The organism is Catellatospora vulcania, assembly GCF_009720385.1.
Lineage (GTDB): Bacteria > Actinomycetota > Actinomycetes > Mycobacteriales > Micromonosporaceae > Catellatospora > Catellatospora vulcania.
Genome location: NZ_WARX01000001.1, coordinates 132,108 through 156,086 on the forward strand (window position 1 = coordinate 132,108; position 23,979 = coordinate 156,086).

Genomic DNA, 23,979 nt, shown 5'->3' on the forward strand with positions numbered 1-23,979 from the left:
GTGGACGTGACACGCCGTCGAGCCGTGCCATAAGTTCATGATCAACGAGGTGTGGCGCGGGGCCGGGCCGGGTGGGGGGTCAGGCTAGGACGATGGTGGCGGTTGCCAGCATGCCTGCGAGGACCACCAGGCCGATGGCGCCGGGGTCGAGGCGGGCGCCGAACCAGCGGTCGGCGAGGTCGCGGGCGGGGAGCAGGCCGGACAGCGGGGCGGCGAGCAGGACCAGCCAGCCGGCCAGCAGGCCGGCGGGGCCGTGGGACTGCAGGAGTGCCGAGACCAGGGTGACTACGGCCGAGCAGGCCGCGCCGAGGGCGAACAGCAGAGGCAGGATCAGCGGGGGGAGCTTCTCGCCGCCGCGCCGGGCCCGGTCGATCCGGGCGGCGGCGCTCTCCATCAGCGCGATCGGGTCGGTGACCGTGGCGGCGGGCTGCTCGGGCATCGGCAGCGGCGGCGGCACGGGGCCCAGGCGGCGGCCGCGGCGGCCGCGTACCTCCTTCAGCTCGTCCCACAGGGCGCCCGACGCGAGGTCGGTCTGCGCGACGAGGCGCTGCGCGTGGGCCATCCGGGCGGTCGCCGCGACCACGGCGTCGTCGGCCGCGGCGAGGTCGTGCTCGATGGTGGCGATGCCGTCCGCATGGGACTGCACGGCCGCGGTCAGCGCCGTCTCGTGCCGCCGGGACGCGGCGACCAGGTCGGCGATCAGCGCGCGGTAGCGGACCGTCGGCGGGGAGGTCACGGGGCCACCTCGTACGGGATGATGAGCTGCGCGCGGTGGTGCACCGCACGGTCGAAGTGCAGGGCCCGGTTGAGCCGGGGGAACCAGGGCGGGCCGCCGGGCTGCGGATACAGCGCGGAGAGCTCGGGTCCGTGCACGTCGAGCGCCACCCACGCGCCGATCGTGTCGAAGCGGGCGCCGGGGCCGCCGAGGTCGTCGCGCAGCCGGGCGACCGTGCGCCACCAGCCCAGCACGTGGGTGCGCCGCTCGGGGCCGCGCGCCAGCACGGTGCGCAGCAGCTCGTGGCCGCTGGGCAGGCCCGGTCCGGGTTTGGCGGCCAGGCGGGCGGCGACCGCGTCCAGGGCGAAGGCGAACACGTAGTGCGGGGTGTCGGCGACCTCGGCGTCGGGCCGCTCCGCGGCGAGTTCGGCCAGCAGGCCGGTGATGCCGTCGGCGTCGTACCAGTCGCAGCGGTGGCGGGTGTCGAGCACCGCGTGCAGCGACTTGGCGGCGGTAGTCGCGTCGGAGTCCAGGCACAGCACGCTGAACCGGGCCGAACCGGAGGTGTGCTGGCTGCCCAGGGCGTGCCCGGCGGCCAGCAGCACCGCGCAGGCCTCGTCGGCCCGGGTGCCGAGCACGGCGAGGTTGCGGCCGGGCGCGCGGTTGAGCCGCAGCGTGGCCGGGCGGCCGGTCACGTCGATGGTCTCGCCGAGCAGGGCCACCGCGCCCACCGCGGCGGGCAGCTCCGGCGCGGGCGGCGGCGGCAGCAGCGGGAACAGCGGGCGGGCGTCGCCGTCGAACAGCCGCGGCGGCTCAGCTCCGTCGGGTCGCGCCGACCACAGCTGTTCCTGCAGCCCGAGCCAGGTCGCGCGGTCGCCGGCGTCGGGCAGCCGCACGATGGTGTTCGCCGACGGCACGCCCGAGTCGGCGTTGACCACGGCGTGGCAGCGCGGGATCAGCTCGGCGGCCAGGTTCACATCCGACAGGATGCGCCGTGCCTTGGGCAGCGCGATGCGCAGCGTGAACTGCGAGACCAGGCCCGAACGGCCCCACAGCGCCTCGATGCCGGACACGTCCTGGCTGGCCAGCACCAGGTGGATGCCCTGCGAGCGGCCCCGGCGGGCCAGGTCCTCCAGCAGGTCCACGGCCTCGCTGGTCACCGCGTCGCGCGCACCCAGCAGCACCTGGAACTCGTCGATGACGGCGACGATGCGCGGCCAGTCGCCCGCCGGGTCCTCGGCCCGCAGCTCGGCGAGCTTGGTCGCCTCGTGCTGCTTGGCGGCGGCGGCCCGGCGCTTGAGCTCCTCGGCCAGGTGCCGCAGCAGGGCCAGGCCGAACTCCCGGTCGCTGTTGACGTTGACGCCGACCAGCCGCACCTGCGGCAGCCAGCTCGGGTCGCGGGTGCCGGGGGCGAAGCGGGCGAAGGACACGCCCTCCTTGAAGTCCAGCAGGTACAGCGACAGCTCGCCGGGGGAGTAGCGGGTGGCCAGCGCGGCCAGCCAGCAGTAGATCAGGTTGGTCTTGCCGGAGCCGGACGGGCCGCCGATCAGCGCGTGCGGCGGGTCGTCGCCGAGCACCAGCTCCACCAGCCGCCCGTCGGTGCCCTCGCCGATGGGCGCGCGCAGCGCCTCGGCCGAGGACTGCTGCCAGATCTCGTCGGGCAGCAGGGCCGCGAACGGCACCGGCGGCGGCCCGGCGGTGGCCTGCTCGGCCAGCGCCCGGCAGACCCCGGTGACCAGGGCAGCCCCCGGCGGGGCGTCCAGGCGCACCGGGATCTCGCCGGTGAGGCTGGTCCGGGCGGTGCCGCCCGCCCGGAGTGCGATCGTCTCGACGTCGGCGTCACCGGCGAGCTCGAAACCACGGCTGATCAGGTGTACGCCGGCCGCGACGCCAGTGCGGGCCACCCGGTCGAGCTGGGCGCGCTCGGCTTTGGACAGCTCCGCCCCGTTCGGGTCGGCCAGCAGCACCGCCACCCGCCACGGCTCGGGGCGGCGGCCGGTCTCCGCGGCCAGCTCGGCGACGCTCAGGTAGACCCCGCCGAGCACGTTCTCGTTGATGCGGCGGATCTGCTCGGCGAGGTCGTCGAGCAGCGGGGCGAGCCCGCCCGGCCCGAGATACGAGATGAGCCCGGCCGGGGCCAGCGGAGCGAGCCCCGCCAGCGCGCCGCCGAGGCGGCCCGGGTCGTACACGCTGATCCGCAGCGAACCGGGCGGCACCGACGCCAGTGCACGCAGCAGCATCGCCCCGATCAGGGCGTCCACGGCGGCCGCGCCGTCGCCGGACACGTGCAGGTGCGCGTTGTCCAGCAGCGGGACCAGGGCCGGGACGGGCGTGGCCGGGGCCGGTTCCTGCACCAGCGAGCCGACGCGCAGCAGCCCGGGGGTGAGCCCGGCCTGCGGCTCCGGCTTCATCCCGGGTCGCCACGCCGTCCACGGGCTGCCCGCGGTGCCGGGCGCGGCCGCCTCGGCGAGCCCGAGCAGCCCCCGGCCGAGCTTGGCGGTCTCCCGCTCGCGGCGGGCACGGGCCTCGGCCAGCGCGGTGTCCCGGGTCGCCAGCAGTTCGTCGCGCCGTTTCGGGGCCGAGCGCCGGACGGCGTCGAGCTGCGCGAGCGCCGCGACCCGGGCCGCCGCGGTGGCGGCCAGCGAGGCGCGGGCGGCGTGCCGGGCCGCGGCAAGTTCCCTGCGTACCGCCGCGACGATCCCTCGGCTGGTCGGCGCAGTCGCGGCGTCCTGTTCAGCCACCGCTGCGGCGGCGCGTGGACTGCGTGACGCGGCCCAGCTCGTCGACGGCGGAGCGGCGGCGGCCGCTGTCGGTGATGCGCAGCGCTGCCCGGTGGGCCTCGGCCCGCTCGGTGGCCCGCTGCTGCGCGGCTCCGGCGGCGGCCCGTTCGGCCTCGATGATCTGGTTCAGCTCGTCGGCCGGCCGGCCGTTGGCCCGCAGCAGCGCGGCGACCAGCAGCGCGGCAGCGGTGGCGGCGTCCACCGGGTGGGTGGGCGGCCGGTCGGCGGTGCGCTGGGGCGAGGTGTGGCAGACCCGCGCCACGATCTCCTCGGCCGCCTGGGCGGGCAGCTGCGGCAGCAGTTCCGCGGGTAGCGGCAGGCCCGCCCGGCGTACCCGGGCCAGGTCCTCCAGCCGCGGCGGGTAGCCGACCAGGTCGGCGGCGAGGTGGCGCAGCAGCGGCGGCGCGATCGCGGCCAGGCCCAGGCCGACGGCGGGTCCCGCCGCGGCCAGGTGCCGGTGCAGCCGCCTGCGGTCGCCGTCGTGGGCCGCCTGCACACAGCGGCGCAGCAGCTCGGCGCTGGACTGCGCGGCGTCGGCGCGGTCCCCGGTGAGCGTGGACGCGGAGAAGGCTTCGCCGGTCAGCGCGGCGATCCGCTCGCCCCACCAGTCGGCCAGCCGGCAGTCGCCGGAGCCGGTGACCTCGCCGCGCGGGGCCTGGGCGGGCACGACGGCCTGCCACCCCTCGTCGTGGCGGGCGTGGGCGTCGGCGGGCATGCCCAGTGCCAGCGCGTACTCGTCGAGCCGGTCCTGGGCGACGCGCAGCGCGGCGGCGGCGTGGTCCAGGCGCTCGACGGCGCGGCTCAGGTCGGGCACGCTGATCGGGGTCGCGCTGTGGTGCAGCACCCAGGCCAGCAGCCCGGTGGCGCTGCGCAGGCGCTCGGCGGCCGCGGAGACCTGCGGCAGGGGCAGCTCCTCGCGGGCGACGCGCAGCTGGTCGGCAAGATCTTGTACAAGGCTCATCGGGCGCTCACAGCGTCGCGACGTACGACTCGGCCTGCTCCACCGCGTGCAGCGTCGCGGTGAGGCACTCCTCGAGTTCCGAGGCGGCCTGGGCGAGTGCGGCCTGCGCGGCGGTCACGGCCTCGTGGCCGGACCCCTCGACCGCGGTGGCGAGGCTGAGCTGCGCCTCGCCGAGCCGGTCGTTGGCGGAACGGACCGCGTCCTGGCCTTCCTGCACATGCAGCATGGCGGCATCGATGGCGGCTTTGACCTCGGCGACGCTGGCCACGAGACCTCCACGGGGGATCGGATGGAATACCTCCGCGAGAGTATGACGTTTTCGCCCGTTTCAGGTCCTTTCGCCACGCCTGATGGCCGTAGCTACTTTTCCGACAGTGCCCGGACCGCCCGCCGCTGCCGCCGCCTTCGGGAAACGGTCATCACCCACCAGACGAAACCGATCAGGAAGATGACCACCAGGAACGGGATGATGATCGCCACGACCGACAGGCCGATGCTCGCGCCGTCCTCCACCGTCGACACCACCGGAGCCGCCACCCCGCCCGAGGCGAGATTCATCACCGGCCGGGCAGCCGCCTTGGTGCCGTGCACCGTGAGCGCTATGAGCAGGCCGATCACGATCGGTATCCACAGCTTCTGCGTCCACAGCGCCGACGGGTCGGTGACCGTGACCGTCTCCGAGCCCGAACCCGCCGCGAAGGCCATGCCGCCCGCGGTCGGCCGGACCACCGTCTGCACCACGTCGTTGACGCTGTCCACCACCGGCACCTTGTCCGCGACGAACTCGATCGCCAGCAGCACCGCGAGGATCAGCATCACCCACCCGTTGCTCAGCCAGGACCAGGCTGAAGGCAGATTGATGAGGTTCGTGTACCGGTCGAGCAGGCCGATCACCAGCAGCGGGATGTACGCATTGAGCCCCGCCGCGGTGGCCAGCCCCGTTCCGGTCAGAAGTTCGAGCACGATCCCAGCATGCCCCGCACGCGCAACGGACGCGAACGCTACGGCGGATACGCGTCCCTTAGGCTGTTTCGGTGCGTCTCGTCATCGCCCGGTGCACCGTCGACTATGTCGGACGGCTGTCATCCCACCTCCCCTCCGCCAAACGCCTGCTCATCGTGAAGGCGGACGGTTCGGTCTCGATCCACGCCGACGACCGGGCATACAAGCCGCTGAACTGGATGAGCCCACCCTGCAAGCTGGTCGAGGAGCCCGGCGTGTGGCGCGTGGTCAACAAGGCCGGTGAGGAACTCCGCATCGCCCTGGAGGAGGTCTTCGAGGACACCTCCCACGTCTTCGGCCCCGACCCGGGCCTGCAGAAGGACGGCGTCGAAGCCCATCTCCAGGAGCTGCTGGCCGCCGCCCCCCACACTTTCGGCGAGGGCTACACCCTGGTCCGCCGCGAGTACATGACCGCCATCGGCCCCGTGGACCTGCTCTGCCGCGACGCCGCCAAAGCCCACGTGGCTGTCGAGATCAAACGTCGCGGCGAGATCGACGGCGTCGAGCAACTGACCCGCTACCTCGAACTCCTCAACCGCGACCCCCTGCTCGCCCCGGTCGCCGGCATCTTCGCCGCCCAAGAGATCAAACCCCAGGCCCGGGTCCTCGCCGAAGACCGCGGCATCCGCTGCGTGGTCGTGGACTACGACCGCCTCCGCGGCACCAAAAAAGACGAACTCACCCTCTTCTGACGAGATCCCGACGATCTTGCGCGGACCGCGGGTGCGACCCGCCCGAAACGGGTGTGAAGCGCAACGGTTCACGCGAGATCGTCGGGATCTCGGGGTGGCCGGCGGGGGTCTACGGCTACGGGGTGAAGCCTTTGGCGACCTTGGCGAGGGAGTCGTCGACGACCTTGGCGAGGTCCAGGGTGCCGTTGGAGTCGACCCAGGCGAAGATGGCGGGGAGCATGGCGCCCAGGCAGGCGCCGGCCATGATCTGGACCTCCAGGTCGTCCTCGGGGCGGCCGATGCGGGGCGCGACCGCGGCTGCGATCAGCTTGATGTTGCCGAGCAGGCCGTCGAGCAGGCGGGCGCGCAGCGCCGGCACGGAATTCTGCAGGCGGGAGCGGAAGAGCAGCTTGTCACGGTCGGCTTCGGGGAGGTTGCCCATCGTGGTGCGCACCGCGTGCCGCAGCGCGTCGATCGGTCCCAGGTCGGCCGGGGCCGCGGCGACCGCGGCGCCCAGCATCGGGTCGTACTCGTCGTCGAGCACGACATCCTCTTTGGTGGCGAAGTACCGGAAGAACGTGCTGGGGGAGATCTCGGCGGCCGCGGCGATCTGCTCCACCGTGGTCGCGTCGTAGCCCTGCTCGGTGAACAGCCGCAGCGCGTGCTCCTGGATCGCCCAGCGCGTCTTCTGCTTCTTCCGCTCACGCAACCCCGACGAGCTCATGTGCGGATTCTCCACCATCGCCGGGGTCGGTACGGCGGGTGGGCAGCAGCAGGGCCGTCAGCACCGCCCCGACGACCGTGATCGCCGCGCAGCACCACAGCACGGCGGCCATGCCCGCGATGAACGCGTCATGGGCGCTCGCCGCCAGCTCCGGGCGGCCCAGCGCGGCAGCCACGGCGTACGCTCCGGCGGCCGAGTCCCGGGCGGTCCCGGCCGCGTCGGACCCGAGGCCGGTGACGTCGACCCGTCCCGCGTAGACGGCATTGAGCAGGCTGCCCAGCAGGGCCACGCCCAGTGCCCCGGCGGCCTGGCGCATGGTCATCGTCAGTGCGGTGCCGGAGCCGGCCCGCTCCGGCGGCAGCGCACCCAGCACGGCGTCCATCGCGGGGGCAAGGGCCAGCCCGGTGCCGAAGCCGACGATCGCGCACCAGGCGGCCGTGAAGCCGTACCCCGTGGCGGGTCCGGTCGTCGCGCCCAGCGCCAGCCCGGCCGCGGTGATGAGCAGGCCCGCGGTGACCGGAAGCCGGTGGCCGATCCGGACGGACAGCCGAGCCGCGAGCGGTGACGCCACGAACAGTCCGCCGATCAGCGGCAGCAGCCGTACGCCGGTGCCGAGGGCGTCGTAGCCGAAGCCGAAGGACAGGTACTGCGGCACGACGAAGAGCAGGCCGAACAGGCCGAAGGAAAGGATCGTGGCGGCGACCGCGCCCCACAGGAAGCCGGGGTCCCCGAACAGCCGCAGGTCGATCATCGGGTCGGCGGTGCGGCGCTCCCACCACCCGAAGGCCGTCAGCAGCAGGACGCCGCCGGCCAGCGCGGCCACCACCAGCGGGTCCCCCCAGCCGCGTTCGGGGGCGGCGACGATGCCGTACACCAGGGTCACCAGGCCGGTCGTGGAGAGCAGGCCGCCGGGCAGGTCGGCGGGGCGCGGGCGCGGATCGCGGTTCTCCGGCATCAGCAGCGCCACGGCGAGCATGCCGAGTGCCGCGACCGGCACGTTGATCAGGAAGATCGAACCCCACCAGAAGTGATCGAGCAGGTAGCCGCCCACGATCGGGCCGAGCGGGATGCCCAGTCCCAGGCCCAGCATCAGCACCGCGACCGCCTTCGGCCGTTCGGCGGGGGCGAACAGCGCGGGCAGCACCGCGATAGCGGTCGGGGTCAGCATCGCCGCGCCCGCGCCCATCAGGGTGCGGGCGACCAGCAGCGCGGCCAGCCCGTCCGCGAACACCGAGATCAGCGAGGCCGCGCCGAGCACGGCCAGCCCGGCCAGGATCAGCCGGCGGCGGCCGTAGCGGTCGCCCAGCGCCCCGAACGGCAGCATCAGGCCCGCGAACACCAGCACGTACGCGTTGACGACCCACTGCAGCCCGTCGGTGCCCGCGTCCAGGTCCGCCGCGATCGTGGGCAGCGCGACATTGAGCACCGTCCCGTCCAGGCCCACCACGAGCACGCTGAGCACCAGCGCGCCCAGTGCCCACCAGCGCCGTACGTTCGACATGACAGCTCCTCCAAAATGACAGCTACTAGAAAATGACAGTAGCTGTCAGAATTTTGGAGCGCAAACAGCGAGGCCCCCGGCGTGGTTACGCCGGGGGCCCGTCGTGTCTTCGATCAGCGGTCGCGGCCGTGCAGCAGCTTCGTCACCCTCAGCGCCAGCCGGACCGCCGCCGGTGTGCGCTCGAAGGTGAGCAGGGCGGGCAGGCTCGGCATCCGCCGCCGGGCGATGGACTTGGCGCGGGTGAACTCGCGCAGGCCGTCCGCGCCGTGGATGCGGCCGAAGCCGGACGCGCCGACGCCGCCGAAGGGCAGCGTGGGCAGCACCGCGAAGGAGAAGGCGGAGTTCACCGCGGTCATGCCGGTGCGCAGGCGGCGGGCGATGGCCATGCCGTGGCGCTTGGAGAACACCGCTGAGCCGAGGCCGTACGCCGAGTCGTTGGCCAGCGTTATGGCCTCCTCGACCGAGGCGACCTTGGTGACCGTGATGGTCGGGCCGAACGTCTCCTCGCGCACGGCCGCCGAGGACTCCGGCACGTCGACCAGGATGGTCGGCTTGACGTACGCGCCCTGCACCGAGTCCGGCCCGCCGAGCAGGGCGCGGCCGCCGCTGGTCAGGGCGTCGTCGATGTGCCGGGCGATGATGTCGCGCTGGCCGGGCATGGTGATCGGGCCGACCTGCTCGCCGACCGTCAGCTTCTCGGTGCGCGCCACCAGCTTGCCCACGAACGCGTCGTACACCCGCTCGTGCACGTACGCCCGCTCGATGCCGACGCAGGCCTGTCCTGCGTTGAAGTTCGCGCCCCAGGCCGCCGCCTCCGCCGCCGCGTCGAGGTCGGCGTCGTCGGCCACGATCAGCGCGTCCTTGCCGCCGCACTCGATGAGCACCGGGGTCAGCGACTCGGCGCAGGCCGCCATCACCTTGCGGCCGGTCGCCGCGGAACCGGTGAAGGCCAGCTTGTCCACGCCCGAGCGGCACAGCGCGGCCCCGGTCTCGCCGGTGCCGTGCACGATCTGCAGCACCGGGTGCTCCGGCACGATCTCGTTGAACGCGTCCACGTAGAACTGGCCGACGGCGGGGGTGTACTCGCTGGGCTTGAACACCACGGCGTTGCCCGCGGCCAGCCCGTACGCGATGGAGCCGAACGGGGTGAAGATCGGGAAGTTCCACGGGCCGAGCACGCCGATGACGCCGAACGGCTGGTACTCCAGGTGGGCGGCGTACTCCGACTGCATCAGCGAGCCGCCGACCCGGCGCGGGCCGAGCACCTTGCGGGCGTGCTTGGCGGCCCAGGCGGCGTGGTCGACCGAGACGACGATCTCCAGCAGTGCCTCGTCGACCGGCTTGCCGCCCTCGCGGTGCATCAGCTCGGCCAGCTCGTGGATGCGGGTGACCAGCAGGCTGCGCCAGGCCAGCAGCCGCCGGCGGCGCTCGCGCCAGCCCAGTCCGGCCCACCACGCGGCGGCGACGCGGGCTCGCGCGACGGCGGCGGCCACGTCCGCGGCGGTGGCGACGGGCAGGCGGGCCACCTCGTCGCCGGTGGCGGGATTCGTCGAGATCAGCTCGCCGGCCTCGACGACACTCGCGCCGGGCGGCAGGGATGAGGTGGTGGTCACGCGCGCAGTCTAGGCCTACCCGTGAGTAATCCGAAACATCCTCACGCCTGGAGATGCTCCTCGATCAGCCGCGCGGCGATCGCGGCCGGGTCGGGCAGCTCGTTGTTCTCGTACAGGTCGAGGAAGCGCTGCTGACCGGCGAACCGGGCACCGCGGATCGTCTCCTGCATCCCGGTGTCCATCACGCCCGGGTTGACGATCTCCACCTTGATCCGGGGATCGTCCGAGCACTGCTCGGCCAGGTGCGCGAAGAACTCCTCCGCCCCGCGCTTGGTCGCCGAGTACGCCGACCAGCCGTCGATGACCCGGTGCGCCGCACCCGAGGAGACGAACATGATCACGGCGCGGCCGGCGGTCGCCGGCAGCGCGGCCAGCAGGGAGTTGGTCAGCAGCATCGGCGCGGTCAGGTTCACCGCCACGGCGTTGGCCAGCTCGTCGGCGTCCAGGTCGCCGATCGGCCCGATCGGGGCGACCACCGCCGCGTTGTGGATCAGGACCACCTCGTCGGCGTCCTCGAACAGCTCGCTCAGCTCCGCCGCGTGCGGCAGGGTGGACGGCTCGGCCAGCTCGCAGTGGCGCAGGATCAGCCGCTTGCCGGCGGCGATGCGCTGCGCGTCGGTGAAGCCGCGACCCAGCGCCAGCACCGTGGTGTCCTCGTCGGTCTCGAACTGGTTCAGCAGCGCCTCGCCCAGCCCGCGGGACACGCCTGTGATCACGACATAACGCACGCTGACAGGTTAGTGGTTCGCCTGGTCCGGCCATGCGACCGGCTCGAACCGAATAGTGGCGCGGCGGCGGCCGCCCGGAGCGCGAACGGCGCAGCGGCCGGGCCCGGAGCGCTCGACGGTCGCCGTCTCCGGCGGCCCGGGTGCCCGTTGCGGACAGACCGGGCCGGCCGGAGACGGCGGCGGATCACTCGTACTCGGTGCCGCCTCTTCGGGTCAGGTAGGCGGGGGAGACCAGCTTGCCGATGGCCCGGCCGCCGGTCACCGGGCTGTAGCGCTCGGGCGTGGAGCGCACGACCAGGCCCTCGCGCAGGTTCGCGCCGGTGCCCGAGACCGTCTCGACGCCGTCGGCCAGCGCGATCAGCGCCTGCTCGTCGTAGCCGCCCCGGAACAGCACCGGGACCAGCGGCACCCCGTGGCCGGCAGCCAGGGGCGCGTACTCGTCCAGCGTCAGCCAGCGCACGCCGTCCCCGACGTCCACGCACACGTCGAACACCGCGTACCCGGGACGCACCCCCGCGTTCGCGCCGTACGGCAGGTCCTGCACGCCGCGGCCGAACACCTCGCCGAACACGCCGACCCGGGCCGCGTCGAACGCCCCGGCGACGGTCGCGGCGAACGCGGGCACGTCGAAGGTGCGGATCGCGCGCCAGTAGAGGTTGTGCCCGGTCTCCTTGATCGCCAGGCGCTGCTTGCCGAAGCCCTTCGAGGATGCGTACACCCCGCCGGTGGCCGCGACGAACGTCATCAGCGTGGCCGACCCGTGGATCTTCTCGGTGGCGATCACCGGCTCGCCGGCCGTGAACAGGTCCGGGTAGCGGCGGATGTTCTCCACCTCCAGCCAGGGCAGCAGGTCGGCGGCGGGCTCCATGTCCCCGGCCAGGTGCACCGGCACCGGCGGGTTCCACTTGACCACGCCGAGCAGCTCCGCGAAGTCCGTGCCCGCCGCGGCGGCCAGGGCAAGGTCCACGTCGGACAGCGCCTTGGGCAGGCAGACGATGCCCTGGGACAGCTCGCCGCGCAGGCGTACCGCGGTGATGCGGTCCTTGTTCGCGCCCGCGAGCCGTCCGGTGAGGCCGAGTTCGGCGATCAGCGGCTCCGGCAGCACGGAGCTTTCGGGCAGGTAGACGGCGTGGTCCCCGGTGCGGAAAGCGCCCTTGGCGACCACCGCGCGCAGCCGTCCCACCTCGGCGAGTTCGAGCGCGTCGGCATTGGGGTGCGGGTGGATCACCAGCCGTTCCGCGGTGACCTTGAGTGTCGACATGCGAAGGATGCTTCCGCCCGCGGCAGGCCCCGGCAACCGACTTCCCGCCCACCCGCCCGGCACGGAGGAAGGGCGCCTTCCTGTCGCTTGGCGATGCGGCAGGTGCCCTTCCCCGCTGCTGCATGCCGAAGGAGCACCCCGACCTGCATGGACGGCAATGCGCACCGGACCCGGTGAGGACGAGGTGCGACGGGCGCGGGGCCGCGTCCGGTGACGTGGATTGTGTGGGCAGACACCACTGGCAGGGCGGGGCCGGTGTGGCAGCATCCGGCGCACGACGAGGAAGGGGCGGCAGATGGGCGACGTGGTGGCGTACCGGATGGACAGCGTTCCCGTGCGCGGCGGCGAGCTGCGGGTGGGCGTGTGGGGCGAGGACGGTCCGGTGATCGTCGCGGTGCACGGGATCACGTCGTCGCACCTGGCCTGGACGCTGATCGGGCCGGAGCTGGGCCGGGACCACCGGGTGGTCGCGGTGGACCTGCGCGGACGCGGCGGCAGCCGGGATCTGCCGGGCCCGTACGGCATGGCCGCGCACGCCGCCGACATCGCCGAGGTCGTCCGGGCGTACGCCGACAGCCCGGTGCCCCTGCTGGGCCACTCGATGGGCGGCTTCGTGGTCGCCGAGACCGCCCGCCGCTTCCCGGAGCTGGTGGAGCGCCTGATCCTGGTCGACGGCGGAGCCCCGCTGCCGCTGCCGCCCGGCATCGACGCGTCAGCCGGACCGGCCGCGCTGGAGCAGGCGATCGCCACGACGGTGGGTGCCGTCTTCGCCCGGCTGAACATGACCTTCCCGGACCGGGCCGAGTACCTGGCGCTGTGGCGGCAGCACCCGTCCTTCGACCCCTGGCCCGAGGGGGCGGACGCGTATCTCGACTACGACCTGGTGGGCGAGGAGCCGCACCTGCGCGCCGCCTGCTTGATGGAGGCCGCGGCGCGCGACGGCCAGGACCTCTACGCGCTGCCGGGCGCGACGCCCGCGGCGCTGCCCCGCCCCGCGGTGTTCCTGCGCGCCCCGCGCGGCATGTTCGACGACCCCGACTCCCCGCTCTACGCCCCTGGCCGGGCGGGCGAGTGGCTGCCGGACGTGGTGGAGTCCGACGTGCCGGATGTGAACCATTACACGATCACGCTGGGCCGTGCGGGCGCCGAGGCCGTGGCTGCCGCGGTCCGCGCCGCCACCCATCACGCGCCCTGACCTGCCCATGCGTCCGCTCGGCCGGCCGCCCGACGCCGCGGGCGTTAACAAGGGCACCTTCTACAACGCATAGCGATGTGAAGGTGCCCTTCCTTCGTACGCACCGCGGGGTGGCTGATGAGTGGCTATGTTCACTTCCGGCACGCGATGTGGGAACGCGGGGGCTCTGGCAGACTCCCGAGTAACCTTAGCGATCGTTCGGGAGATGGGATGGGCACTGTGGCTCGCGAAATCAACACGGTGGGCGTGGTCGGCCTCGGCACCATGGGCGCCGGCATCGTCGAGGTATTCGCGCGCAACGGCCTGGACGTCGTGGCCGTCGAGATCAGCGAGGGCGCGCTGGAGCGGGGCCGGGCCAACCTGGCCGGCTCGACCGACCGCGCGGTGGCCAAGGGCAAGCTGTCGGCGGAGGACCGCGACGCGCTGCACGCCCGGGTCGACTTCCAGGTCGGCCTGGCGGCGCTGCACAGCGTCGATTTCGTGATCGAGGCCGTGCCCGAGCACCTGGACCTCAAGCAGGCGATCTTCGCCGAGCTGGACAAGGTCTGCCCGCCGCACGCCATCCTCGCCACCAACACCAGCTCGCTGTCGGTCACCGAGATCTCGGTGGCCACCCACCGGCCCAACCAGGTCATCGGGGTGCATTTCTTCAACCCCGCGCCGGTGATGAAGCTGGTCGAGATCATCCGTACCGTGGTGACCGCGCCGGAGGTCGTCGCCGACGTGGAGGCGCTGTGCGCCCGCCTCGGCAAGACCGACGTGACCATCAGCGACCGGGCCGGGTTCATCGCCAACGCGCTGCTGTTCGGGTACCTGAACCACGCCGTCACCATGTTCGAGAACCACTACGCCACCCGCGAGGACATCGACGCGGCCATGAAGCAGGGTTGCGGCCTGCCCATGGGCCCGCTCGCGCTGATGGACCTGATCGGCCTGGACACGGCGTACGAGATCCTCGACACCATGTACCGCCGCGGCGGCCGCGACCGCCGCCACGCCCCGGCTCCGCTGCTCAAGCAGATGGTCACCGCGGGCCTGCTGGGCCGCAAGACCGGCCGCGGCTTCTACACCTACGAGAAGCAGGGCTCGCCGGTCGTGGTGGCCGACGAGCTGACCCCGGCCGCCGGTGAGCACGAGGCCGCTCCGCGGCCGATCGGCACCGTCGGGATCGTCGGCTCGGGCACCATGGCCACCGGCATCATCGAGGTCTTCGCCAAGGCGGGGTACGAGGTGCTGAGCGTGACCCGCGGCGCGGAGAAGTCCGCGAAGGTCTGCGAGACCGTCAAGACCTCCCTGAACAAGGGCGTGGTGCGCGGCAAGCTCACCGAGGCCGAGCGCGACGCGGCCATCGGCCGGATCACCTGGTCCACCAACCTGGACCACCTGGCCGACGTGGACATGGTCGTCGAGGCCGTGGTCGAGGAGCTGAGTGTCAAGAAGGCCCTGTTCGCCAGCCTGGACGAGATCTGCAAGCCGGGCACGGTGCTGGCCACCACCACGTCGAGCCTGCCGGTCGTCGAGTGCGCCATGGCCACCCACCGCCCCGCGGACGTGGTCGGCCTGCACTTCTTCAACCCCGCCCAGGTGATGCCGCTGATCGAGGTGGTGGCGACCATCCGCACCAGCGCCGCGACCCTGGCCACCGCCGACGCCGTCGTGTCCAGCCTCGGCAAGACCGCCGTCGACTGCGCCGACCGGGCCGGCTTCATCGTCAACGCGCTGCTCTTCCCGTACCTCAACGACGCGGTGAAGATGCTGGAGGCCAGCTACGCCACCGCCGACGACATCGACGCCGCGATGAAGCTCGGCTGCGGCTACCCGATGGGCCCGTTCGAGCTGCTCGACGTGGTCGGCCTGGACGTGTCCCTGGCGATCCAGCGCGAGCTCTACCTCGAACTCCGCGAGCCCGGCTTCTCCCCGGCCCCGCTGCTGGAGCACCTGGTCACCGCCGGCTACCTCGGCCGCAAGACCGGCCGCGGCTTCCGCGACCACACCCACCGCTGACCCGACCACGCCAGCGATCTTGCGCCGGCCGTGGGGATGACACGCCCTAATCGGGCATTTCCCCAGCGGTTCGCGCAAGATCGTTGGGTCGGGTGGGGTGCGCCGTATCTTGGGGACATGAGCCCGCGTCGTAACAACAAGAAAGATCGCCCGGAGCGCGATCTTGATGAAGCCATGTCGCGACGCGGGGTGGAGTACGTCCATGACGATCCGGACGGGGAGTTCACCGTCCGGCATCTGAGTGGTGAGCGGTCGGACAAGACGTACAAGTGTCCGGGCTGCCACCAGGAGATCCGGCCCGGGGTGCCGCACGTGGTCGCCTGGCCGTCGCAGGGCTGGGGTGACGCGGGTGACCGCAGGCACTGGCACAGCAGTTGCTGGGGGAGCCGTCACCAGCGCAGACCCAACGTCGAACGGTCGCGCAACGCGCCCCGTTACGGCTGAGCGGCCCGGTGTGATCACCGTGACGTCAGGGGGTAGGGCGGCCTCCGGCGCGGGCAGACTGTAGGCGTGACCGCGATCCGTGCCAACTCGATCCTGCCCGCGCGACGGCAGGACATCGAACTGCATACCGCCGACGGGTTGAAGCTGGTGGGGGAGCTGGCGCTGCCCGCCGACCGCGACCCGGTCGCCACCCTGATCTGCCTGCACCCGCTGCCGACGCACGGCGGCATGATGGACAGCCACGTGTACCGCAAGGCCGCCTGGCGGCTGCCCGCGCTCGCCGGGATCGCCGTGCTGCGCTTCAACAGCCGCGGCACGTCCAGCGTGCGCGGCACCAGCGAGGGGGCTTTCGACCACGCGGTGGGGGAGCGCTTCGACGTCGCCGCCGCCATCGAGTACGCCGAGTTCCACGAGCTGCCGAACCTGTGGCTGGTCGGCTGGTCCTTCGGCACCGACCTGGCCCTCAAGTACGGCTGCGACCCGGCGGTCGCCGGCGCAATCCTGCTGTCCCCGCCGCTGCGCTTCTCCAAGCCCGAAGACCTGGCGGTATGGGCGCAGTCCGGCCGCCCGGTGACCGCGCTGGTGCCCGAGCACGACGACTACCTGCGCCCCGCCGAGGCCAAGGAGCGCTTCGCCGCGATTCCGCACGCCGAGGTCGTGGGCGTGCCCGGCGCGAAGCACCTGTGGGTCGGCGACGCCGAGACGGTGCTGGACGAGATCGTCCGGCGGGTCGCCCCCGAGGCCGAGGTCCCGCTCCCCAAGGACTGGTCCGGCCCCATGGAGTACGGCGACGCCAGCGCGTACGCCGACCGCACCGTCGCCGCCTTCGCCGACAAGCCGATCTGACCCCATCGCCGCCGGTCACGCCGCCCCCGCGCGCCGCACCGTTTTTTGATAGACGTTGGCCTATCTGGATGAGAATTCGTCGATCGAATTAATCCAGATAGGCCAATGTCTATGGAAGTCGCGGGTCGCGTGCCGCCCCCGGCCCGGCCGGGCCGGGCCGGGCCGGTAGTGCTAGCGGTTGGGCGCTCCGGCGTCGCTGCGTCCGTCGAGGCTGATGGTGGGCTCGTTGCCGGCCAGCATGATGGTGGGCTCGTCCCCGCTCTGCGACTCGGCCGGCCGGGTCGCCTGCGGCTGATCGGGCTGCGGCTGCGCGGGTGCGGGCTGCGCCGGTGCGGCTGCCGGGGCGGCCGGTGCGGCCGGGCTGGGCGGCGCAGGCAGCGTCACGGCCTGGGTCGGCTCATCGGCGGGAGCCGGGTCGGCAGAGCGCTGTGCCTCGGCCCGGCGGCGCTCGGCCGCCTCAGCCTCGCGCTGCGCCTTGGCCAGTCGCTCCAGCTCGACGTGCAGCTGCTGCTTCAGCTCGGCCAGCCGGTGCTCGACCTGCGTGATGTCGGCCCGCATCGCCACCAGGCGGGTCTGGCCGTCCTCGTACTGCTGCTTGGCGGTGTCCGCGGCGGCCTGCTCGGCGGCCGCCCGCCCGCGGGCGAGCGCCACCTCCTGCTCGGCCTGGTCGGTGCGCTGGGACGCCTGGGTCTCCACCTCGGCCAGCTTCTGCTGGACGGTGGCGGTCGCGGCGGCGATCCGCTGCTCAGCCTCGGCGGACGCCGCGGCCAGCCGCTGCTCGGCTTCCGCGGCGGCCGCCGCGAGCTGCTGCTCGGCCTGGGCGCGGCTGTCGGCCGCGTGCTGCTCGGTCGCGGCGCGCGCGGCGGCGATCTCCTTGTCGGCCTGGATGCGTCGGGAGGCGGCCTCCTGTGCCGCGGCGGTGCGTACGCCCTGCGCCTCGACCTGGGCGTGCGCGAGCAGTTCGCGGGCCTCGGTGCGCAGGCGCTGCGTCTCGTTCATCAGGTCGACGCGGTGCTGCTCCTCGGCCTTGCGCTCCTCGGCCCGCCGGGAGGCCAGGGCGAGATCGAAGTCGCGGGAGGCGGTGGCGGCGCGCTCACGGGCGTCGGCGAGCAGGCGCTCCGCTTCGGACCGCTGGTCGGCGATCTCCTGGGCGGCGCCGTTGCGCAGGTCGTCGGCCTGGTCCTCGGCCAGCGAGAGGATCTGCTCCACGCGCGCGCCGAGGTGCCGGAAGGAGACGCGGGACGGCACCGCGCGGCGGGCGGCGTCGGCGAGCTCCAGCTGGAGCTGCTGCACCTGGCCGGCCAGGGCCTGCAGTTGCGAGATGGCCTGGTCCCGTTCGGCGGCCAGGGTCGCCAGTTCGGATTCGACCTGGACGACGTATCGGTTCACCTGTTTCTTGTCGAAGCCCTTGAGGGACGTATCGAAGCTGGGTTCCGATGAGACGCCCTCACCGAGCGCGAACAGGTCTCCGCCGTGCGACATGCGGTCCATCTTCACATAAAGAGTCACGCCGCGCCCGACAGGTGCCGGGCGCGGCGTGATCAGATGTGGGCCGAGTCGTTATTCGGCCTTTTCCGCCTTGGGCTTCTCCTCGGCCGCCGGGGCGGGCGCGGGGTTGCCGACGCCGGGCACGATGCCGGCCAGGCCGGACAGCATCTGGCCGAGCTGCGCGGTGACCGCGTTCTTCTGGCGGGTGAGGTCGTCGACCTCGCGACGGGCGGCCGTGGTGGTCAGCTCGGCCTCGTTGCGGGCCTCGGTCACCAGGCGGTGCGCCTCGGCCTTGGCCTCGTTGACGTTCTTCTCGGCGGCGACGCGGGCCTTCTCGGTCGTCTCGGTCGCGGTGCGCTCGGACTCGACCCGGCGCGCCTCGGCGCGCTGCTCGATCTCCTTGGCCCGGTCCTCGGCGGCGCGGGCGCGCTCCTCGGCCTCGCCGACCAGCTTCTGCGTGGCGGCCACGGCGGAGGAGTGGCGCTGCGACTCCTCGCGCTCGGACTTCTCGCGGCGCTCGGCCAGCTCCAGCTGCAGGGCCTGCAGGTCCTTGTCGCGCTTGTCGCGGGCGTCGGCCAGCATCTTGGAGGCCTCGGCGCGCTTCTCCTCCGCCTCGCGGGCGGCCTTGGCGCGCAGCTGGGTGATCTCCCGCTCGGCGGTGGCGCGCAGCGTCGCGACCTCGCGCTCGACGGTGGCCTTGAGCTCGGCCACCTCGTGCGAGGTGGCAGTGCGCAGCTGCTTGGTCTCGCGGTCGGCGTCGGCGCGCAGCGTGTCGGCCTCGCGGCGGGCCTGCACCCGGACCTCGGCGGCCTCGCGCTCGGCGGCGGTGCGCAGGTTGCCGGCCTCGCGCTCGGCGGTCGCCTTCATGGCGGCGGCCTCGGCACGCGCCTTGTCGGTGATCTCGCGGGCCTCGAGGCGGGCCGCGGACAGGATGCCCTCGGACTCGCGCTTGGACTCGCCGCGGTGGTCGTTGGCCTGCTCCTCGGCGAGGCGCAGGATCTGCTCCACGCGGGTGCCGAGGCCGGACAGGGTGGGGCGGCTGTTCTCTTCCAGCTGCTTGCTCGTGTCGGTCAGCTTCTGCTCGACCGAGTTGAGCCGCTGCTCAGCCTGGCGCAGACGACGCTGGGCGTCGTTCATGCGCTGCTCGGCCTCCCCGCGTGCCTGCTCCGACTGGGCAAGCTGAGCGTTCAGGCGACCGACAAACGCGTTTACCTGCTCGCGGTCGAAACCGCGCAGGACGACTGTGAAGTCTTGTTGGGTATTCGCGCCATCGAAGAACGCGACGGAGGAGGGCTGCTGGGACATTGGGACATACTCGCAGATGACCCCGGGTGTAGCGCAAGGCCGTGGGGGCACTTTCGCCCACCGGATGTGGGCCGGAGGCACCAAAAGTGCCAGTGCCATTCCAGCCGTAAGATCCATACCGGAAGCCAATTGTGATTATTGCCGGAAATGCCGGATGGCGGAAGCGCGCCGTCGCGCCTCCGCCATCCGGGTCTCGGTAGCCGGCCTCACCTGCGGTGAGCTTGAGATCACACCCCGCGGAAGCGGTTGATCGCGGGCAGGTGGCGGGCCCGCTTCTCCTGATCGCGTACGCCGAGGCCCTCCGCGGGCGCCAGGCACAGCACACCGACCTTGCCCTGGTGCGTGTTGCGGTGCACCTCGTAGGCGGCCTGGCCGGTCTGCTCCAGCGGGAACACCTTCGACAGCGTCGGGTGCACCCGGCCCAGGTCGACCAGGCGGTTGGCCTCCCACGCCTCGCGGTAGTTGGCGAAGTGGCTGCCCACGATCCGCTTCAGCGACATCCACAGGTAGCGGTTGTCGTACTGGTGCTCGTACCCGCTGGTCGAGGCGCAGGTGACGATGGTGCCGCCCTTCTTGGCGACGTACACGCTGGCGCCGAAGGTCTCCCGGCCCGGGTGCTCGAACACGATGTCCGGGTCCTCGCCGCCGGTCAGCTCCCGGATGCGCGCCCCGAACCGCTTCCACTCGGCCGGATCCTGGGTGTGCTCATCGGACCAGAACCGGTAGCCCTCGGCCGCCCGGTCGATGACCAGGTCGGCGCCCATGCGCCGGCAGATCTCGGCCTTCTCCGGGGAGGACACCACGCACACCGGGATCGCGCCGCCGTTGAGCGCCATCTGCGTCGCGTACGAGCCGAGGCCGCCGCTGGCGCCCCAGATCAGCACGACGTCGCCCTGCTTCATGTTCGCGCCGTGGTGCGACACCAGCTGCCGGTACGCGGTGGAGTTGACCAGCCCCGGGCTGGCCGCCTCCTCCCAGGTCAGGTGGGCGGGCTTGGGCATGAGCTGGTTCGCCTTGACGATCGCGAGCTGGGCCAGGCCGCCGAAGTTGGTCTCGAAGCCCCAGATGCGCTGCTGCGGGTCGAGCATCGTGTCGTCGTGGCCCGCCGCGTCCTCCAGCTCGACGTTGAGGCAGTGCGCCACGACCTGGTCGCCGGCCTTCCACTTCGTCACGCCGACGCCGGTGCGCAGCACCACGCCCGCGGCGTCCGAACCGACCACGTGGTACGGCAGGTCGTGGCGCTTGGTCAACGCCGACAGCCGCCCGTATCGCTTCAGGAACCCGAAGGTCGACAGCGGCTCGAAAATGGACGTCCACACGGTGTTGTAGTTGACCGCGCTGGCCATGACCGCGATCAGCGCCTCGCCCGGCCCCAGCTCCGGCACGGGCACTTCCTGCAGGTGGAGGGCCTTGCGCGGGTCCTTGTCGCGAGTGGCCAGTCCGTCGAACATGGCGGTCTCGTCCTCGCGTACCACCATGCCCTGGTACGAGGCGGGCACCGGCACGTCGGCCAGGCTCCGCAGCCGCGCGGCGGGGTCGGCCGCGTTCTCGGCTTCCATGATCACGTCGAGGATGTCTTGCACGGCGCCACCTCCGTGGTGAGGGAACTGCGGCGTCCCGCGCTCGCGCTGCGGGCGGAGTTCCGGGTCTGCGGGCCATCCTTGGCGGGCCCTCCTGCGGGTCGCCATGTGGTCGGGCACACATGTGCGGTTCAGGTGAGCCGGACGTTACTGGTCGGTAGCTTGCGCGGGAACGCTTGTGTGAAAAAGTCCACGCTCTACTTAACGATCATTCAGCCGGGGTGGCCCGCAGGGGCCGGTCAGTGGCCGTGGCCGGGCTCCACCAGCTCGACCAGCACGCCGCCGGCGTCCTTCGGGTGCACGAAATTGATCCGCGAGCCGGCCGTGCCGCGCTTCGGAGCCTCGTAGAGCAGGCGTACGCCGCGCTCGCGCAGGGCCGCGCAGGTCGCGTCGACGTCGGCGACCGTGTACGCCATCTGCTGGATGCCGGGGCCGCTGCGGTCCAGGAACTTCCCGATCGGCGAGTCCGGGCGCAGCGGGGCGAGCAGCTGCACTGCCCCACCCTCGGGACTCGGCCCGACCTGGAGCATCGCCTCGCGTACGCCCTGCTCCTCGTTGGTCTCCGTGTGCACGCAGGTCATCCCGAACGTACCTTCGTAGAAGGCGATCGCGGCGTCGAGATCCGGCACCGCGATGCCGACATGATCGATGCGCAGCAAGCCCACGAGCTGTGACGGAGTGCTCTGTGATGAGGTCGACAGGGATGCTGGTTCGGTCATGCGGTTAGTCTGACCGAACCATCGTTAAGGCGATACGTGAACCAGGCCACTCGGAGGGGTACACCATGACTTCTGTGATCGTGAGCGGAGCGCGCACCCCGATGGGCCGCCTGCTCGGCAACCTGAAGGACCTGTCGGCCACGCAGCTCGGCTCGGTCGCCATCAAGGCCGCCCTGGAGCGCGCCGGGGTCTCCCCCGACCAGGTGCAGTACGTGATCATGGGCCAGGTGCTGCAGGCCGGCGGCGGCCAGATCACCGCCCGCCAGGCCGCCGTCGGCGCCGGCGTGCCGATGAGCGTGCCCGCCCTCACCGTCAACAAGGTCTGCCTGTCCGGCCTCGACGCCATCGCGCTGGCCGACCAGCTCATCCGGGCCGGCGAGTTCGACATCGTCGTCGCGGGCGGCATGGAGTCGATGACCAACGCCCCGCACCTGCTCGTCGGGCAGCGCACCGGCTACAAGTACGGCGACGTCACCGTCAAGGACCACATGGCGCACGACGGCCTGTCCGACGCGTGGGACCAATGCTCGATGGGCGAGTCGACCGAGCGCCACAACGGCCGCTACGAGATCAGCCGCGCCGAGCAGGACGCCTTCTCCGCCGCGTCGCACCAGCGCGCCGCCGCCGCGATCAAGGACGGCCGCTTCGCCGAGGAGATCGCTCCGGTCACCATCCCCGCCCGCAAGGGCGACCCGATCGTGATCAGCGAGGACGAGGGCGTACGCCCCGACACCACCGCCGACACCCTGGGCAAGCTGCGCCCGGCGTTCGCCAAGGACGGCACCATCACCGCCGGCTCCTCCTCGCCGATCTCCGACGGGGCTGCCGCGGTCGTGGTCATGCGCAAGGAGAAGGCGCAGGAGCTGGGCCTCACCTGGATCGCCGAGATCGGCGCGCACGGCAACGTCGCGGGCCCGGACAACTCGCTGCACGCCCAGCCCGCCAACGCCATCAAGCAGGCGCTGGCCAAGGAGGGCCTGACCCCGGCCGACCTCGACCTGGTCGAGATCAACGAGGCGTTCGCCGCGGTCGGCATCCAGTCCACCCGCGAGCTGGGCATCGACCCCGAGATCGTGAACGTCAACGGCGGCGCGATCGCCCTGGGCCACCCCATCGGCATGTCCGGCGCCCGCCTGGCCCTCACCCTGGCCCTGGAGCTCAAGCGCCGCGGCGGCGGCACCGGCGCGGCCGCCCTCTGCGGCGGCGGCGGCCAGGGCGACGCCCTGATCCTCAAGGTCCCCGCCTGACCGCCTTTTCGTGGCGCAACTCTTAAAGAGTCGCGGCTTCCCGGGTATCCGGTGGCCGCGACTCTTTAAGAGTTGAGGCGCACCTGCTGACCCGTCCCGCCGTCTGTGAATGGTTGAGCTGATGACCGAGCCGAGTACGCCGTCCCTGTCGCCTGTGCCGCAGAGGTCGGTCGCTGAGCTTGTCGCGCGGGCTCGGGAGGGGGAGGCCAGGGCGGTGGCGCGGCTGATCACGCTGGTGGAGTCGGGTGCGGCGGCGCTGGCGGAGATCGCGGCGATGCTGGCGCCCACGGCGGGGGACGCGATCGTGCTCGGGTTGACCGGGTCGCCGGGGGTGGGCAAGTCGACCACCACCAACGAACTGGTGCGGGCGTACCGGGCGGCGGGCAAGCGGGTCGCCGTGCTCGCCATCGACCCGTCCAGCCCGTACACCGGCGGGGCGATCCTCGGTGACCGGATCCGGATGCAGGACCACGCCACCGATCCCGGCGTCTACATCCGGTCCATGTCCAGCCGCGGCCATCTGGGCGGGCTGTCGGCGGCCACCCCCGCGGCGGTACGCGTGCTGGCCGGCGTCGGCTTCGACGTGGTGCTGGTGGAGACCGTCGGGGTGGGCCAGGCCGAGGTCGAGATCGCCTCGCTGGCCGACACCACGCTGGTGCTGCTCGCGCCCGGCATGGGCGACGCCATCCAGGCCGTCAAGGCGGGCATCCTGGAGATCGCCGACATCTTCGTCATCAACAAGGCCGACCGCGACGGCGTGGAGGCCACCCACCGCGACATCCAGGGCATGATCGCCCTCGGCGGGTCGGACCGCGGCCCCGGGGACTGGCGGCCGCGCGTGGTCAAGGCCGTCGCGGCGCGGGCCGAAGGCATCGACGGCATCATCGCCGCGATCGAGGAGCACCGCACCTGGCTGGTCGACACCGACCAGCTGACGGTGCGCCGCCGCCGCCGGGCCGCCGCCGAGATCGAAGCCCTGGCCCTGGGCCGGCTACGCGCCCGCTTCGCCGACCTGCCCGGCGACGGCATCGCCGCCCTCGCCGACAAGGTCGTCACCGGCGCCCTCGACCCCTACGCCGCCGCCAACCAGCTCCTGGACGAGCTGGTCTGAGCAGCACCCGCCGCAGTTTCGGGGAAACTGCATGCACAAGCCTCGCCTTTCGTGCAGTTTCCCCGAAAGCGCCGCGCAGGCCGC

Annotated in this window: 21 protein-coding genes; 7 read left to right on the top strand and 14 right to left on the bottom strand. The window is 72.6% G+C overall.

Annotated features, from left to right (window positions below):
* Nucleotides 1-79: 79 nt before the first annotated feature.
* From F6W97_RS19825 to F6W97_RS19845, 5 genes are all read right to left on the bottom strand, one after another.
* A complete protein-coding gene (locus F6W97_RS19825) occupies nt 80-736 on the bottom strand; it encodes a hypothetical protein (protein ID WP_155371952.1) in 657 nt (218 codons plus the stop codon).
* Entirely contained in the window at nt 733-3,456 is a 2,724-nt protein-coding gene (locus tag F6W97_RS19830) for an FtsK/SpoIIIE domain-containing protein (protein WP_230686827.1), read from the bottom strand. Before F6W97_RS19830 ends, F6W97_RS19825 begins: the two co-directional genes overlap by 4 nt.
* Nucleotides 3,449-4,456 carry a hypothetical protein gene (locus F6W97_RS19835; protein WP_155371953.1) on the bottom strand — a complete coding sequence of 336 codons (1,008 nt, stop codon included), beginning with the start codon at nt 4,454-4,456 and terminating at the stop codon, nt 3,449-3,451. Before F6W97_RS19835 ends, F6W97_RS19830 begins: the two co-directional genes overlap by 8 nt.
* Nucleotides 4,457-4,463: 7 nt before the next feature.
* Nucleotides 4,464-4,724, bottom strand: a complete 261-nt coding sequence (locus tag F6W97_RS19840; protein ID WP_120318357.1) for a hypothetical protein — start codon at nt 4,722-4,724, stop codon at nt 4,464-4,466.
* Nucleotides 4,725-4,816: 92 nt separating this feature from the next.
* The gene (locus F6W97_RS19845) at nt 4,817-5,419 is read right to left on the bottom strand and encodes a DUF4126 domain-containing protein (protein ID WP_155371954.1); all 603 of its coding nucleotides are present in this window, start codon (nt 5,417-5,419) and stop codon (nt 4,817-4,819) included.
* 71 nt (nt 5,420-5,490) lie between these two features.
* Between F6W97_RS19845 and nucS the strand changes: the two genes are divergently transcribed.
* Nucleotides 5,491-6,150 (top strand): endonuclease NucS, encoded by a 660-nt coding sequence (gene nucS, locus F6W97_RS19850; protein WP_155371955.1) that lies wholly within the window; start codon nt 5,491-5,493, stop codon nt 6,148-6,150.
* 115 nt (nt 6,151-6,265) lie between these two features.
* Here nucS and F6W97_RS19855 read toward each other — a convergent pair whose 3' ends face one another.
* The 5 genes from F6W97_RS19855 to F6W97_RS19875 form a co-directional block, all read right to left on the bottom strand.
* Nucleotides 6,266-6,853: an acyl-CoA-like ligand-binding transcription factor gene (locus F6W97_RS19855; protein ID WP_155371956.1), complete on the bottom strand. Its 588-nt coding sequence runs from the start codon at nt 6,851-6,853 to the stop codon at nt 6,266-6,268.
* Complete coding sequence (locus tag F6W97_RS19860) at nt 6,831-8,354, bottom strand: DHA2 family efflux MFS transporter permease subunit (protein WP_155371957.1); 1,524 nt, start codon at nt 8,352-8,354, stop codon at nt 6,831-6,833. The genes F6W97_RS19855 and F6W97_RS19860 overlap by 23 nt, the downstream gene beginning before the upstream one ends.
* A gap of 113 nt (nt 8,355-8,467) precedes the next feature.
* Nucleotides 8,468-9,967: an aldehyde dehydrogenase family protein gene (locus tag F6W97_RS19865; RefSeq protein ID WP_155371958.1), complete on the bottom strand. Its 1,500-nt coding sequence runs from the start codon at nt 9,965-9,967 to the stop codon at nt 8,468-8,470.
* Nucleotides 9,968-10,008: 41 nt separating this feature from the next.
* Complete coding sequence (locus tag F6W97_RS19870) at nt 10,009-10,695, bottom strand: SDR family NAD(P)-dependent oxidoreductase (protein ID WP_155371959.1); 687 nt, start codon at nt 10,693-10,695, stop codon at nt 10,009-10,011.
* 184 nt (nt 10,696-10,879) lie between these two features.
* Nucleotides 10,880-11,956 (bottom strand): RNA ligase (ATP), encoded by a 1,077-nt coding sequence (locus F6W97_RS19875; RefSeq protein ID WP_155371960.1) that lies wholly within the window; start codon nt 11,954-11,956, stop codon nt 10,880-10,882.
* A gap of 295 nt (nt 11,957-12,251) precedes the next feature.
* On the opposite strand from F6W97_RS19875, the gene F6W97_RS19880 reads away from it, so the two are divergent.
* From F6W97_RS19880 to F6W97_RS19895, 4 genes are all read left to right on the top strand, one after another.
* Nucleotides 12,252-13,151 carry an alpha/beta fold hydrolase gene (locus F6W97_RS19880; protein WP_155371961.1) on the top strand — a complete coding sequence of 300 codons (900 nt, stop codon included), beginning with the start codon at nt 12,252-12,254 and terminating at the stop codon, nt 13,149-13,151.
* Between the two features lie 210 nt (nt 13,152-13,361).
* Nucleotides 13,362-15,155, top strand: a complete 1,794-nt coding sequence (locus F6W97_RS19885) for a 3-hydroxyacyl-CoA dehydrogenase family protein (protein ID WP_407924593.1) — start codon at nt 13,362-13,364, stop codon at nt 15,153-15,155.
* Nucleotides 15,156-15,272: 117 nt separating this feature from the next.
* Entirely contained in the window at nt 15,273-15,599 is a 327-nt protein-coding gene (locus tag F6W97_RS19890) for a hypothetical protein (protein WP_407924594.1), read from the top strand.
* 66 nt (nt 15,600-15,665) lie between these two features.
* Nucleotides 15,666-16,445, top strand: a complete 780-nt coding sequence (locus F6W97_RS19895; RefSeq protein WP_155371962.1) for an alpha/beta hydrolase — start codon at nt 15,666-15,668, stop codon at nt 16,443-16,445.
* A gap of 171 nt (nt 16,446-16,616) precedes the next feature.
* Here the strand turns inward: F6W97_RS19895 and F6W97_RS19900 are convergent, their stop codons facing one another.
* The 4 genes from F6W97_RS19900 to mce all read right to left on the bottom strand — a co-directional run bounded on the left by F6W97_RS19900 (nt 16,617) and on the right by mce (nt 21,537).
* Entirely contained in the window at nt 16,617-17,927 is a 1,311-nt protein-coding gene (locus F6W97_RS19900) for a coiled-coil domain-containing protein (RefSeq protein WP_155371963.1), read from the bottom strand.
* A gap of 78 nt (nt 17,928-18,005) precedes the next feature.
* Entirely contained in the window at nt 18,006-19,238 is a 1,233-nt protein-coding gene (locus F6W97_RS19905) for a coiled-coil domain-containing protein (RefSeq protein WP_155371964.1), read from the bottom strand.
* A gap of 227 nt (nt 19,239-19,465) precedes the next feature.
* Complete coding sequence (ccrA, locus tag F6W97_RS19910) at nt 19,466-20,821, bottom strand: crotonyl-CoA carboxylase/reductase (RefSeq protein ID WP_155371965.1); 1,356 nt, start codon at nt 20,819-20,821, stop codon at nt 19,466-19,468.
* Between the two features lie 236 nt (nt 20,822-21,057).
* Entirely contained in the window at nt 21,058-21,537 is a 480-nt protein-coding gene (mce, locus tag F6W97_RS19915) for a methylmalonyl-CoA epimerase (RefSeq protein WP_155371966.1), read from the bottom strand.
* 65 nt (nt 21,538-21,602) lie between these two features.
* On the opposite strand from mce, the gene F6W97_RS19920 reads away from it, so the two are divergent.
* Both F6W97_RS19920 and meaB read left to right on the top strand, forming a co-directional pair.
* Nucleotides 21,603-22,784, top strand: a complete 1,182-nt coding sequence (locus F6W97_RS19920) for an acetyl-CoA C-acetyltransferase (protein ID WP_155371967.1) — start codon at nt 21,603-21,605, stop codon at nt 22,782-22,784.
* A 121-nt stretch (nt 22,785-22,905) separates the two neighbouring features.
* Nucleotides 22,906-23,895 (top strand): methylmalonyl Co-A mutase-associated GTPase MeaB, encoded by a 990-nt coding sequence (gene meaB, locus F6W97_RS19925; protein WP_155371968.1) that lies wholly within the window; start codon nt 22,906-22,908, stop codon nt 23,893-23,895.
* The last annotated feature ends 84 nt before the right edge of the window (nt 23,896-23,979 follow it).

Excerpts from the sequence above, each read along its gene's own strand:
- F6W97_RS19835 (WP_155371953.1), bottom strand. The coding sequence starts at position 4,456 with ATGAGCCTTGTACAAGATCTTGCCGACCAGCTGCGCGTCGCCCGCGAG.
- F6W97_RS19855 (WP_155371956.1), bottom strand. The coding sequence starts at position 6,853 with ATGAGCTCGTCGGGGTTGCGTGAGCGGAAGAAGCAGAAGACGCGCTGG.
- F6W97_RS19860 (WP_155371957.1), bottom strand. The coding sequence starts at position 8,354 with ATGTCGAACGTACGGCGCTGGTGGGCACTGGGCGCGCTGGTGCTCAGC.
- F6W97_RS19875 (WP_155371960.1), bottom strand. The coding sequence starts at position 11,956 with ATGTCGACACTCAAGGTCACCGCGGAACGGCTGGTGATCCACCCGCAC.
- F6W97_RS19880 (WP_155371961.1), top strand. The coding sequence starts at position 12,252 with ATGGGCGACGTGGTGGCGTACCGGATGGACAGCGTTCCCGTGCGCGGC.
- F6W97_RS19885 (WP_407924593.1), top strand. The coding sequence starts at position 13,362 with ATGGGCACTGTGGCTCGCGAAATCAACACGGTGGGCGTGGTCGGCCTC.
- F6W97_RS19890 (WP_407924594.1), top strand. The coding sequence starts at position 15,273 with ATGAGCCCGCGTCGTAACAACAAGAAAGATCGCCCGGAGCGCGATCTT.
- F6W97_RS19900 (WP_155371963.1), bottom strand. The coding sequence starts at position 17,927 with ATGTCGCACGGCGGAGACCTGTTCGCGCTCGGTGAGGGCGTCTCATCG.
- F6W97_RS19905 (WP_155371964.1), bottom strand. The coding sequence starts at position 19,238 with ATGTCCCAGCAGCCCTCCTCCGTCGCGTTCTTCGATGGCGCGAATACC.
- mce (WP_155371966.1), bottom strand. The coding sequence starts at position 21,537 with ATGACCGAACCAGCATCCCTGTCGACCTCATCACAGAGCACTCCGTCA.
- F6W97_RS19920 (WP_155371967.1), top strand. The coding sequence starts at position 21,603 with ATGACTTCTGTGATCGTGAGCGGAGCGCGCACCCCGATGGGCCGCCTG.
- meaB (WP_155371968.1), top strand. The coding sequence starts at position 22,906 with ATGACCGAGCCGAGTACGCCGTCCCTGTCGCCTGTGCCGCAGAGGTCG.